This is a genomic window from Roseofilum reptotaenium CS-1145, from assembly GCF_028330985.1.
GTDB lineage: Bacteria > Cyanobacteriota > Cyanobacteriia > Cyanobacteriales > Desertifilaceae > Roseofilum > Roseofilum reptotaenium.
This window is the reverse complement of sequence record NZ_JAQMUE010000112.1, coordinates 123,359-135,128: the sequence shown is the minus strand read 5'-3', so window position 1 is coordinate 135,128 and position 11,770 is coordinate 123,359. Positions and strand designations below refer to the sequence as shown.

General features: G+C 44.4%; 14 protein-coding genes. 7 read left to right on the top strand and 7 right to left on the bottom strand.

Annotated elements, in window-relative coordinates; genetic code table 11:
* Positions 1–93: 93 nt before the first annotated feature.
* The 4 genes from PN466_RS25310 to btpA form a co-directional block, all read right to left on the bottom strand.
* On the bottom strand, positions 94–297 hold the full coding sequence (locus PN466_RS25310) for a hypothetical protein (RefSeq protein ID WP_271945401.1): 204 nt from the start codon (positions 295–297) through the stop codon (positions 94–96).
* Positions 298–390: 93 nt separating this feature from the next.
* Positions 391–1,299, bottom strand: a complete 909-nt coding sequence (locus tag PN466_RS25305) for a vitamin K epoxide reductase family protein (RefSeq protein ID WP_271945399.1) — start codon at positions 1,297–1,299, stop codon at positions 391–393.
* Between the two features lie 551 nt (positions 1,300–1,850).
* A complete protein-coding gene (locus tag PN466_RS25300; protein WP_271945397.1) occupies positions 1,851–2,342 on the bottom strand; it encodes a hypothetical protein in 492 nt (163 codons plus the stop codon).
* Positions 2,343–2,431: 89 nt separating this feature from the next.
* Positions 2,432–3,241 carry a photosystem I biogenesis protein BtpA gene (gene btpA / locus PN466_RS25295; protein WP_271945395.1) on the bottom strand — a complete coding sequence of 270 codons (810 nt, stop codon included), beginning with the start codon at positions 3,239–3,241 and terminating at the stop codon, positions 2,432–2,434.
* A 662-nt stretch (positions 3,242–3,903) separates the two neighbouring features.
* On the opposite strand from btpA, the gene ruvA reads away from it, so the two are divergent.
* The 6 genes from ruvA to nadA all read left to right on the top strand — a co-directional run bounded on the left by ruvA (position 3,904) and on the right by nadA (position 8,494).
* Positions 3,904–4,527 (top strand): Holliday junction branch migration protein RuvA, encoded by a 624-nt coding sequence (ruvA, locus tag PN466_RS25290; protein WP_271945393.1) that lies wholly within the window; start codon positions 3,904–3,906, stop codon positions 4,525–4,527.
* 25 nt (positions 4,528–4,552) lie between these two features.
* On the top strand, positions 4,553–5,461 hold the full coding sequence (locus PN466_RS25285) for a sulfotransferase family protein (RefSeq protein WP_271945391.1): 909 nt from the start codon (positions 4,553–4,555) through the stop codon (positions 5,459–5,461).
* Positions 5,462–5,556: 95 nt separating this feature from the next.
* Complete coding sequence (gene rpsO / locus PN466_RS25280; RefSeq protein ID WP_271945390.1) at positions 5,557–5,826, top strand: 30S ribosomal protein S15; 270 nt, start codon at positions 5,557–5,559, stop codon at positions 5,824–5,826.
* Positions 5,827–5,837: 11 nt separating this feature from the next.
* Positions 5,838–6,329, top strand: coding sequence for a PAM68 family protein (locus tag PN466_RS25275; protein WP_271945388.1), 492 nt, complete (start codon positions 5,838–5,840; stop codon positions 6,327–6,329).
* A 24-nt stretch (positions 6,330–6,353) separates the two neighbouring features.
* Complete coding sequence (gene aroF, locus PN466_RS25270) at positions 6,354–7,412, top strand: 3-deoxy-7-phosphoheptulonate synthase (protein ID WP_271945386.1); 1,059 nt, start codon at positions 6,354–6,356, stop codon at positions 7,410–7,412.
* 119 nt (positions 7,413–7,531) lie between these two features.
* The gene (nadA, locus tag PN466_RS25265; RefSeq protein WP_271945384.1) at positions 7,532–8,494 is read left to right on the top strand and encodes a quinolinate synthase NadA; all 963 of its coding nucleotides are present in this window, start codon (positions 7,532–7,534) and stop codon (positions 8,492–8,494) included.
* Between the two features lie 61 nt (positions 8,495–8,555).
* On the opposite strand, the gene PN466_RS25260 is transcribed toward nadA, so the two are convergent.
* Genes PN466_RS25260 through PN466_RS25250 form a run of 3 tightly spaced genes read right to left on the bottom strand, consistent with a single transcriptional unit; the run spans position 8,556 to position 9,898 of the window.
* Positions 8,556–8,765 (bottom strand): type II toxin-antitoxin system HicB family antitoxin, encoded by a 210-nt coding sequence (locus PN466_RS25260; RefSeq protein WP_271945382.1) that lies wholly within the window; start codon positions 8,763–8,765, stop codon positions 8,556–8,558.
* The gene (locus tag PN466_RS25255) at positions 8,762–8,986 is read right to left on the bottom strand and encodes a type II toxin-antitoxin system HicA family toxin (protein ID WP_271945380.1); all 225 of its coding nucleotides are present in this window, start codon (positions 8,984–8,986) and stop codon (positions 8,762–8,764) included. The genes PN466_RS25260 and PN466_RS25255 overlap by 4 nt, the downstream gene beginning before the upstream one ends.
* A 27-nt stretch (positions 8,987–9,013) precedes the next feature.
* On the bottom strand, positions 9,014–9,898 hold the full coding sequence (locus PN466_RS25250; RefSeq protein ID WP_271945379.1) for an alpha/beta fold hydrolase: 885 nt from the start codon (positions 9,896–9,898) through the stop codon (positions 9,014–9,016).
* A 289-nt stretch (positions 9,899–10,187) separates the two neighbouring features.
* Here PN466_RS25250 and PN466_RS25245 point away from each other — a divergent pair, with 289 nt between their 5' ends.
* Entirely contained in the window at positions 10,188–11,723 is a 1,536-nt protein-coding gene (locus tag PN466_RS25245; protein ID WP_271945377.1) for a diguanylate cyclase domain-containing protein, read from the top strand.
* The last annotated feature ends 47 nt before the right edge of the window (positions 11,724–11,770 follow it).

Below are 11,770 nucleotides of genomic sequence, written 5' to 3'. Positions count from 1 at the left end.
GGATCGGGTTTTAGGTTAAGGAGAAGGGTAGTGACCACAAAAGCAGGATGGCATATCCGGTTATTTATTGATTAAAGATATAGATGCACAGAACTAGAGGGGTAAAGTTGTACTCCAAACTTTTCCCGAGAAGGGGGTTTGGATCGTCTGTTTTAAGGGACTAGCATTTACATTTTCAATCAATGAGTTGCGCTCTGAGGTTGAATGCCAGGGTTGCTCAAGGTGAGCGATCGCTCCTAGACCGAGAGTTAAGGCGATCGCATGAAAAAAAACCCATCCCTTAAACTGTAAACGCATGATTATCGACCCTTTAAAGACTACCAAAATCCTTTATATGCGCTTTTGCTCTTGGAGTGTGTGATAGTTTCCAGACTCGGTGAGTGATTCCAATCACCGTTGTAGGAAATCACGGGGGCCCTGATAATCAGATAAATCAGCTAATTCGTTGAGTGATAGCACTCCAGCATAAATCTGACCGTTAATTTCCCAACTGGGAAAAGCTTGAATGCCAGCAGCTTGACATTGTTCCACTTGCGGATTTATGCCGTCAGCAGCACATTCAACATAATTGAGTTTATCCACTGCTTCTTTGCCAAACATTTGTTTTTGGTCATGGCAGTGGGGACACCAATACGCACCATATTTTTTGGCTCCAATCTCATTGAGATGGTCAATCAAGGCTAATTCAGCCGGTCCAGAGGTGGTCGTAATTGGGGGTGGCGCTCCTGCGGCAGCTTGGGGATTATTGACACTCCCATAAACTCCTAGGGTAGCGACCAGAGTGACCATGGCTACGGTTAACCCAGTAAACGCTAATTGTCCGATATCGTCCCAAGCATGGCCCATGAGGGTAACCACAAACAGGGAGAGAGATAAGAGAGCCGAAAGCACACAATAAGGACAAAAGGCTCCAATGGTGAAGGCCATGATGTACATTAAATAGACACTCCCCACGACCATCACCGTACTGGCGATGAACATCAGGAAACGAGTCCACTGCTCTAGGGTGGTTCGTAGTTCCTTATTTTGATCGGGATTGATCAACAAGGGAGCGATCGCCAGCATCAGCATGGCTGTATAGCCAAAAAAGCCGAACAGGGTGAGAGGCAAACCAAAAACCGTTGCATAGGGACTGCCCAAGACTTCTTTACAGCCTGTGTTCGGACAAACCACTTCTGCGCTACCCATGAACTCAGCCACGGTTAAAAACGCTGTTTCAATCGCCCCAACGGTCGCTATCGCAGCGGTAATGGGTCGAGACCAACGATGAATCCAGGGACTAGAACGCCTACGCCTCATAACTTAAATTCAGTAATAACGATGTAGATATTTCGATTGCAGCTTGACATCTTCCCCGGTCTGAATACATGGGGATTCCTAAATCTCACGATTTAAGTTTTCTGCTTCTTAGCAACTGCCTCCACTCGTTAGTGAGTTTTACGGTCTTACGTTCACTCCACAGACTATCCCCGCGAGCCACGCGGTTCTTATGGGTTGAAATCTCAAGTGGGAAATTCCAATTTTAAGTTTGATTCTAGGGTTAAAACTCTTAAAGTTTATACTTTTTATTGCCCTGTCCTCTTTCCCCGGTCTACCGAGCTTTCTGCGCCACGAGTTGAACTCGATTTCGTCACGTTAAGGCTTTCTGTTTCGTCTGCGTCGCGGGTGGGTCATTGACCCCTGCCATTCTAACAGCCCCCGTCCTAGAATGACAAAAGCTAACAGGCAAGTTAAAACTTGCTATTGGCCCTTCATCCCGTCGATGAATTCACAGGGTTTTCGGTATATCCCTTATAAAAATCCTAGGCTTGCCACCTGACTTCAGTTCAGATGCAGCCGATTTTCCACAGTTAAAAATCCTGTGAACCTTGATATCCAGAGAATTGGGCCAACTCCTCTAAGGATAAATTGCCTTCATATTTTTGACCGTCAACGATCCAAGTTGGATAAGCGGTAATGTTTGCCTGTTGACAGATTTGTGCTTGGGGAGCTGTTCGCCCTTCTGGAGAACATTCGATATAAACCGGCTCACTTTCAGCTAGCAGGATGCGATCGACAGCTTCTTGTCCAAACCGTTCTTTTTGCCTATGGCAATGGGGACACCAATAAGCGCCATACATTTTAGCGCCAATGCGCTGGAGATGCTCGGCTAGAGCTAAACTTGCTGGGGTTGAAGCGGTTTCTATTGGCTGGTTTTCAGCTTTTGAGGATTGAGCTTGAGCAGATCTGCCGATGGTGAAAGGGTTAAAATCTCCTAGGAATAATAATCCACCCATGCATAGGCCGAGCCACAAAAGGGAAAGAGTTAATCCTTTGGGAATCCATTTTCGGGAAGAGTTCACAGGTGTTCCTCCATAAATAGGGGTTTGAGAAGTGTGGATGTGGACTAGGATTCAATGCTGGAAGTTTCCACCGATTCACTTAATCTAGGTTAGTTTGGGGTTAAACTCTGTTGGGCAACTTCCACAAATTGATTGACTCGGTTGGGATCAATGGGGTGTTCAATATGCCCATGGCGTTTGAGGGAACTGGAGACAATCACGCCATCAGCATGGGGGAATAGATGACCAATATTCTGCCAATCTGCTCCACTGCCGATAAATACGGGGGTTTCTTGGGCGAGTTGGCTGGCCAATTTCAGGTCTGTAATATCAGGGGGACTGCCGGTTGCTGGCCCAGATAGAATAATGGCATCAGCCAGTCCTCGTTCAATCGTGTCTGTAAGAGTGGACGCGAGGGTTTGCGCTCCTAGGGTGTGGGCATGTTTGACCAAGACATCTGCCAAGATTTTCACGTCTGCTCCGAGTTCGCGCCGATAGCGTAGGAGTTCGTGCGCTTTACCTTCAATTAATCCTTGATCGGTAGCCATTACGCCGGTGAGGACGTTAACACGAATAAATGCCGATTCGGTGCAGGAGGCGATCGCCAAGGCACTATGAGCATCATTGCGCAGGACATTGACTCCAATGGGCAAGGTCACGAGGTTTTTTAGGCGATCGATAATTAGGCTCATGGCGCTCACCACAGACGGATCGACCCGATCTTTCGTAAAGGGGGCATCAAAAAAGTTTTCTACCATGATGCCATGGACTCCGCCTGATGCTAGGGCAGTAGCTTCTCGTTCGGCTCTAGCAATGACGGTTTGCAGGTTCCCTCCCCACCGCGATGATGTTGGTAGGGGTAAAAGATGAACCACGCCAATAATGGGGTTTGAGGTTTGAAAAATCTTAGTTAAGTCCACCCGTTTTCTCTTTCCGGACTCATCAACAACAACTCCACTTGGATATCTGAAATCGTTTTTCTGTAAGGGTTATAAATTTTATGGGTTGGGGATTGCTCTTTCATAGATTTATTGTTTCTTACAGGAACGGATGCAAGGAGGAGCCAAGGTTAGCTCTCCAGTCAGGTTGACTTTTGCAGTTACTTTTTGTGTGTGCTGGTAAGACAACACCGTTTGACATCCTCACCAGGCTAAAGCCACGGTGATTCCTAAGCCTCACGATTTAGGTTTCTGCTTCAGTGCAACAGCCTCCACCCACTGGCGAGTTTATGGTCTTACGTTCGCTCCACAGACTATCCCCGCAAGTCCTGCGGTTCTTATGTGTTGAAATCTCAAATGGGAAATTCCAATTTTAAGTTTGATTCTAGGGTTAAAACTTTTACAGTTTAGACTTTTTATTGCCCTATCCTCTTTTCCCGGTCTACCGAGCTTTCTGCGCCACGGGTTGAAACCCGATTTCGTCACGTAAAGGCTTTCTGTTACGTCTGCGTCGCGGGTGGGTCATTGACCATCTCTATGGTACTATAAAGCCGTCCTAGAAGGACGGGGTAAAGGACCCAAAGTTTTCATGATAACACCATAGGCTTGATCTGTGGGATTTAATCACGCAAGGGGATAGCAAAATGCTCAGTTATCTGAGGGGAACCGTTGCCCAAGTTGACCGACGATCGCCAAATCGTGTGACTCTGGTGTTGGAGGTGAATGGTTTGGGTTATGAGATCCAAGTGACTCGTCAAGTAGGCGATGGGATCTCCGAGCATCAGAATGAAGTTCAAGTGTTTACCCATTTGATAATTCGCGAGGAGCAACCCTTGTTGTATGGCTTTGCGTCCTCAGCAGAGCGGGATCTATTTCGCCAGTTGGTGGGAGTCAGTGGTATTGGGGCGCAATTGGCGATCGCTCTTTTGGATACGCTGGGGTTGTCCGATTTGGTGCAGGCGATCGTTACGGGTAATATTAAACAACTGGTACGCACTCCTGGGGTGGGCAGTAAAACAGCCGAACGTATTGCGCTAGAGTTAAGAAACAAGTTATCCCAATGGCGAGATACATCTGGAGTCGCTCTACCGGTCTCTAGTACCATTCCTTCAGCTTTGCAAGAAGATGTGGAAATGACTCTTCTCGCTTTAGGATATAACCAAGAAGAAATCGCCCAAGCGTTAGGTGCATTGAGTCAGAAACCCCATCTGATGAAAACTCAAGAGGCAGAAGATTGGATCAGGGAAGCCATTAGTTGGTTGAGTTAAGTCTTATTTTTCAAGAGGTGATTCCATGAACTCATCAGTTAAGTTGCCTAACTTTTTAATTATTGGTGTTCAGAAAGCAGGAACAACTTCCGTGTATAACTATCTGAAAGAACACCCTCAAGTTTACATGAGTCCTCGGAAAGAAACCAACTTTCTTTCCAAAGATCCGAATAAAGACCCTAAAGATAGACCACCTCTTCCTTACCAGAAGCAACGAATTGATACGTTTGAGAAATATTGTGAGTTATTCCAAGGAGTAACTGATGAAATCGCCATTGGTGAAGCGTCTCCTAACTATATGGTTAACTATAAAATTACAACACAACAGATTAAGCGTTATGTACCTGATGCTAAATTAATTGCTATTTTAAGAAATCCAGCCGATCGCGCCTATTCTGATTATTTGATGCATGTTCGAGATGCGATTGGTAACCCGAGGGGATTATCTGAACAGATTGTCAAAAAAGGCAAGCAATCATCTACTCTAAAAAAGGGTTTTTATGGAGAACATCTAAGCTATTTCTTTGATAATTTTGATGCACATCAGACTCGGGTTTTATTGTATGATGATTTACGCAAAAACTCCCAGGAATTCATGAGGAGTATTTATCAATTCATTGGAGTGGATGAAACGTATAAACCCGATACCTCTAAACGAGCACAGGTAGCTAAATTGCCCAAAAATCAAACCTTTAACAAAATCCTCAATACTCCTAACCCTTTGCGAAAAACAACAGCCAAGGTGTTAAATAATCTATTGCCAACAAGCGTGGTTCAAGGCTTTCGCCAAGGGCTAATGAACTTAAATCAATCCCAGGAAAAGGTTCCTCCTCTGTCAGAGGAAAAACGCCCAGAACTCATTGAATTTTATCGTGAAGATATCCTCAAGCTGCAAGAGTTAATTAACCGTGACCTTTCCCATTGGCTTGGGTAACGGGTTGATTTGACTGGAGGCTTGGATCACACTGAAATTTTGTGTTATAGTATAAAATTGCTGAATTTTGATGGATTATACCAACAAAACACCTTATGAGTCTCACACAAACCAAAAAACATCAAATAATGGCTGAGTACCAGGTTCACGAAACCGATACCGGTTCAGCGGATCTGCAAGTAGCTGTTTTGACTGAGCGGATTAACCGTTTAAGTGCCCACTTAAAATCGAATAAGAAAGACTACGCTTCTCAGCGAGGCCTGATGAAAATGATTGGTCAGCGCAAGCGTTTGTTAGGTTACATTAACACACAAGACCAAGACCGTTACAAAGCGTTAATTAGTCGTTTGAGTATCCGAGGCTAGAGTAATTGTCTATGTCCCCTGAACCCGATCAAAAGGGTGAGTCGGTGGCTAAGGAACGATTGCCTTTCGAGCCAAAAACCAGCCGTAAAAAAAATCGTTCTACCCCTTCATCCTCCTCCAGGGAATCAAAGTCCTCTCAAGGATCGCAGAAAAGAACCCCAATTCGTCAAGAAGACCGGGTGATCCCCGAAGCTGTAAGTAAGCGGATGATTAAGCGCATGGCTTTGTTGTCTGGTGTACCTACTGCCCTAGGTGTGTTAACGTTTGCGATTAGCTATTGGATTTTGACCCAAACAGAGTTTGATTTACCTCATATTGCCGTGGTGTTGGTGAGTATGGGTTTTTTTGGCCTGGGTGTCCTCGGTTTAAGTTATGGGGTACTCTCGGCCTCTTGGGATGAAAATCGAGTAGGGACTCTGCTCGGTTGGCAGGACTTTACCCAAAATTTAGGTAGAACGATCGCCGCGTGGCGATCGGTCAAACAAGATAAGTATTCAGAATGACCCTATCGAATCAGGATATCAACCATGATTGTAGTAATGAAAAGCGGTACACCAACCGCAGAAATTGACCGAGTCAGTGATGAACTGGGAACTTGGGGCCTAGCACCAGAAAAAATAGTGGGCCAGCACAAGGTGGTCATTGGTTTAGTTGGGGATACAGCAGATTTAGACCGGGAGAGAATTCAAGAATTGAGTCCTTGGATTGAATTAGTATTGCGTGTCGAACAACCCTTTAAGCGTGCCAGTCGTGAATATCGTCATGGTCAAGCCTCGGATGTGGTAGTTTCTACGCCTCAAGGTGATGTTCCCTTTGGCGAAAGTCATCCTATCGTTGTAGTTGCTGGCCCTTGTTCAGTGGAGACGGAGGAGATGATCATTGAAACGGCCTTGCGAGTTAAGGCCGCAGGAGCTAAGTTTCTGCGCGGTGGCGCTTATAAACCGAGAACTTCACCTTATTCGTTCCAAGGCCATGGAGAAAGTGCCCTAGGGCTACTGGCCGCAGCACGGGACAAGAGCGGCTTAGGTATTATTACAGAAATTATGGATACGGCCGATCTGGATGCAGTGGCAGAAGTGGCTGATGTGATTCAGATTGGTGCCAGAAATATGCAAAATTTTGCCTTGCTGAAGAAAGTCGGAGCGCAGGATAAGCCGGTTTTACTCAAGCGAGGAATGTCCGCAACCATTCAGGAATGGCTAATGGCGGCTGAGTATATTTTGGCTGGGGGAAATTCTCAAGTGATCTTGTGTGAGCGGGGAATTCGCACGTTTGACCGTCAATACACCCGCAATACCTTGGATCTGTCTGTAGTTCCGGTCTTGCGGACGCTGACCCATTTACCTGTGATGATTGACCCGTCCCATGGTACAGGCTGGTCTCAGCATGTACCTGCGATGGCGAAAGGAGCGATCGCCGTAGGAGCCGATGCCTTAATGATTGAAGTTCATCCCAGCCCCTCGAAAGCACTCTCGGATGGACCTCAGTCCCTCACCCCGGATGAGTTCGATGAACTGATGAAAGAATTGGCGGCGATCGGTAAAACGGTCGATCGCTGGTCTATCCCAGAAACCATTCTTGCTTAAGAGTTTCGGGAGTTATCAGTATTCCCTAATTGGGTAGGGGCGTTGGCCACCCTACCCTTTTTAGTGAAATAAACTATAATTAGAACTGAAAGTAATAATAGTTTAGGTTATTATTCACCTTGTTTACTGCTGTTTCCTCCCCCACTCACGTCTCTGAACTTCCCGACGACCTCTTTGAGGCGATCGCCACTCTCAAGCGAGAACTCAACGCTATTGTCTTGGCCCACTACTACCAAGACCCCGATATTCAGGACATTGCCGACTATATCGGTGACTCCCTTGGCCTATCCCGCAAAGCGGCAAATACTGACGCAGAAGTCATTGTCTTTGCTGGGGTTCACTTTATGGCCGAAACTGCCAAAATTCTTAACCCCAATAAATTGGTGCTTTTACCAGATCTCGATGCGGGTTGCTCCCTAGCCGATAGTTGTCCACCTGATGCCTTTGCTGCATTTAAGGCCCAAAATCCAGATCATTTGGTAATCTCCTACATTAACTGTACGGCCGAAATTAAGGCTATGAGCGATATTATCTGCACCAGTTCCAACGCTGTCCAGATAGTTGAGCAAATTCCCACCCATCAACCCATCATCTTTGCACCCGATCGCAACTTAGGACGTTATGTCATGGAGCAAACCGGACGGGATCTCCTCCTTTGGGATGGTAGTTGCATCGTCCATGAAACTTTTTCCGAAAAGAAAATCGTGCAACTGAAAGTGCAGCATCCCGAAGCCGAAATCATCGCCCATCCAGAATGCGAACCTCCCGTACTCCGCCATGCCGATCATATTGGTTCCACCACTGCTTTACTCCAATATGCCCAAACCAGTCACAGTCCAGCCTTTATTGTGGCTACTGAACCGGGAATTATCCATCAAATGCAGAAAGAAGCACCCCATAAACAATTCATTCCTGCACCACCGATGAATAATTGTGCTTGTAATGAATGTCCTCATATGCGCCTGAATACCTTAGAAAAATTGTACTTGGCGATGAAATACCGGACTCCAGAAATTACCCTACCCGAAGCGATTCAGGTAGCCGCTTTACGTCCCATTCAAAGAATGTTAAAGATGACGTAATATCAATTAAAAAGAGGTATGGATTGGGAAAAAATCATCTCTAGGGAGGCTAACATACGATCTACATAGCGAGTGTGAGAACTTGTGGAGGGGGTAAAGGTCTATTATTCTGATGATAGCTATCAATTAAGTCTTCTAACACTTCCTTCGCCTTTTGTAAGGCTTCTTCATAAGTATTGCCATGAGTTCGAGCATATTTGCCCCATTCAGGTAAGCTAGCAATATAAGCGTTATCTTCTTCAGACCATTGAATGATAATACTATATTTCATAAGTCTTCCTCTTGTTCTAATTGTTCTATTTCTTGGATCGTTGCTCTAATATCTTTTTCTTGATAAGGTTTGGCATCTTGGCTATCTTTACCAGAAAGAATGAGGGCATTGTGCAAAAGAGGATGAACCCAATAGGAATGACTGCCTTTTCCACGCTTGGATAAGAGAGTAAATCCTGCTTTTTGTAGTATCTGCTTGAGTTCTCTTATTTTTTTAGGCATACACCACTTTGCCCTCTAATTCTGACTTCAAAATTGAGTTAAACCCCTTAAAATCAGCCGGTTTACTAAATCCGGATATTCATCATGGGGACAATGGCCCGCATTCGGAATCGAGATAAACTCGACATCTGCGCGGGTTTGAGCCAAACGACGATACAGCTTACCTGCACTAATGGGAGTCCAAGGGTCATTTTCGCCCCACAAGACTAACAAGGGCTGTTTGACCTGGGTTAATAACTCTTCTGGTTTTGGCCCTGGAGAAGCAGTTAATACCGAAGCAAAGACTTTTTGTGCTCCTGGATCGCAGGAGGGTTGATAGAGTAAATCTACTAACTCATCCGTAATTGCCTCAGAGGACATATAAACTTGATGGAGCGTCCTGCGAATGCGGTGTTTTTGCCGCACCTGATTAAACAGAAACGGTCCAGTAACCGGAGAACTGACCAAACGGGTAAACGCTCCCATGACTATCCGTAAGGGAAAATTCAGTTCTTCAGGACGATGGTTCAATCCTCCAGCACAGTTAATCAAAACGCCAGCCTTTCCCCGCTCTGGAGTTTGGGCTAGAATCATTAAGCTCAACAGTCCGCCAATAGAATTACCAATCCATACGGCTGGCTGTTGAATATGAGTTGCCCAAAAGTCCTGAAGCAGGCTATACCAGAGATCCATGGAGTAGTCTAAGGGGGGTTTATCTGAAGCTCCAAACCCTAGTAAATCGAGGGCAAACACTTGATATCCAGCTTGGGCTAACGTGGGAATATTTTTGCGCCAATGACCCACACACCCGCCAAAACCATGGAGTAGGACAAGGGGAATACCCTCACCCTGAACCGTATAGATAATTCGATGGTTTTGCCAGAGCCAGGTTTGAGGGGTTAAGAGTTTTGGAGATAACTGTTGAGTTGTCACAGGGTTTGAGAGAATATCAGGTGTGCTGATTGGATTTTAAACCCTTTTGACAGTTGGGGGTTAGGGTCAGAGGTGAAGTAGGAGGAGATCGTGCGACCCATCCCTTGCGCGATCGCATGGCTGATTATTTGAACATGCCATATCATGAGAATTAAGATCCTTAGTCCTCTGAATCTCAGTTGCTAAATTCTATCCCTTTACATGTCTTTAATCTTGATGATTGAGCCTGATAATTTAGAATTATCTTTATCGTTGGACTTTGTAGCTTATACAACTCTTATGTAAAAACATGATTCAGTCTTTTAATTCTAACCTGTCTCCACAACTGTTAGTCGTTGATGATTTTACGGAAAATCTACGACTACTGAAAACCGTTTTGCAACAGCAAGGTTATGAAGTTCGTTTAGCTGCTAATGGTAAATTTGCACTCACCAGTCTTGACCATTTCCAGCCTGATTTAATTCTTCTAGATATCATGATGCCGGAAATGAATGGGTATCTTTTTTGTCAAGAATTGAAGCAAAATCCCAAAACCTCTGATATCCCAGTCATTTTTTTGAGCGCTCTTCAAGAAGGAATGGATAAGGCTAAAGCCTTTCAACTGGGAGGAGCCGATTATTTGACGAAACCGTTTCAAATGGAGGAACTCTTAGCCCGGGTTAAACATCATCTGGAATTAAGAGATTTACAACGAGAATTACAACTCAACAATAATTTTCTAGAGATCAAGAATAGACAATTGCAGAAAACTCAAGGAGAGATGAGTTTAATGCTAGATGTCACCAAAATAATCAATGATGTTTTTGACATCAAGTTAGCTATTTCTCAAGTTTTAGATCGAGTCTGCCGTCATATCTTGTGGGATTATGCAGAAGCCTGGATTCCTAATCATGAGGAAACTTTGTTAACCTATATTCCTTGTCTAGAAACTGGAATAGAGAAATTTCAAGAGTTTCAAGAAAAAAGTGGCCAGATCACCTTAGCTCCTAATCAAGGTTTGCCTGGTAGAATTTGGACATCTCAAAAACCAGAATGGATTCATGATTGTTGTAATGATTTAGATAATTTATGTGTGGGTAAAGAATTGGCTGAAAAGTCAGAATTCAAATCAGTTTTTGGTGTTCCCATTGTTGCCAGCCAAACAGTATTGGCGATTCTGGTCTTTTATAAATTAAGCGTTGAAGACTGCCAAGATTATTTGGTGGATTTAATTCAAGCAGTTGTTAATCAATTAGCTTCACCTTTAGAAAAGTCAAAATTGTATCAACAACTAGAAATGGCGAACCAAGAGTTAGAACGTTTAGCTAATCGAGATGGATTGACACAGGTAGCGAATAGACGCGTTTTTGATTCTGTATTAGAAAAAGAATGGTTGCGAATGAAACGGGAACAAAAATGCCTATCCTTGGTTTTGTGTGATGTAGATTATTTTAAGAAATATAATGATTTTTATGGGCATTTGTCAGGGGATGATTGTTTGATTGCAATTGCTGGTGCATTGACGAAAGCAGCGAGAAGGCCAGGGGATTTGGTTGCTCGATATGGTGGAGAAGAGTTTGCTATAATTTTACCCAGTACCAATCGGAATGGAGCATGCGATATAGCTCGTAGTTTACAGAAAGAAATGGCTGATTTGCAGATTATACACGAGGAGTCTGAAATCGCTCGGTATGTAACGTTGAGTTTAGGAATTAGCAGTGTAATACCATCCGATAACTGGTCTGTCAAGTCTCTAATTAATGCTGCCGATCAGGCATTATATCAAGCCAAGAAGTTAGGGAGAAATGGATTTTGTTGTCATCCTTTAGATGACGAACTGTGTTGATTGATTATAAATGTTTCCAGCGGAAGTGTTGAGGGGAGAAAACGGTC

Coding starts and splice junctions, on each gene's coding strand:
- PN466_RS25310 (WP_271945401.1), bottom strand. CDS start 297: ATGCGTTTACAGTTTAAGGGATGGGTTTTTTTTCATGCGATCGCCTTA.
- PN466_RS25305 (WP_271945399.1), bottom strand. CDS start 1,299: ATGAGGCGTAGGCGTTCTAGTCCCTGGATTCATCGTTGGTCTCGACCC.
- ruvA (WP_271945393.1), top strand. CDS start 3,904: ATGCTCAGTTATCTGAGGGGAACCGTTGCCCAAGTTGACCGACGATCG.
- PN466_RS25285 (WP_271945391.1), top strand. CDS start 4,553: ATGAACTCATCAGTTAAGTTGCCTAACTTTTTAATTATTGGTGTTCAG.
- rpsO (WP_271945390.1), top strand. CDS start 5,557: ATGAGTCTCACACAAACCAAAAAACATCAAATAATGGCTGAGTACCAG.
- PN466_RS25275 (WP_271945388.1), top strand. CDS start 5,838: ATGTCCCCTGAACCCGATCAAAAGGGTGAGTCGGTGGCTAAGGAACGA.
- aroF (WP_271945386.1), top strand. CDS start 6,354: ATGATTGTAGTAATGAAAAGCGGTACACCAACCGCAGAAATTGACCGA.
- PN466_RS25260 (WP_271945382.1), bottom strand. CDS start 8,765: ATGAAATATAGTATTATCATTCAATGGTCTGAAGAAGATAACGCTTAT.
- PN466_RS25255 (WP_271945380.1), bottom strand. CDS start 8,986: ATGCCTAAAAAAATAAGAGAACTCAAGCAGATACTACAAAAAGCAGGA.
- PN466_RS25245 (WP_271945377.1), top strand. CDS start 10,188: ATGATTCAGTCTTTTAATTCTAACCTGTCTCCACAACTGTTAGTCGTT.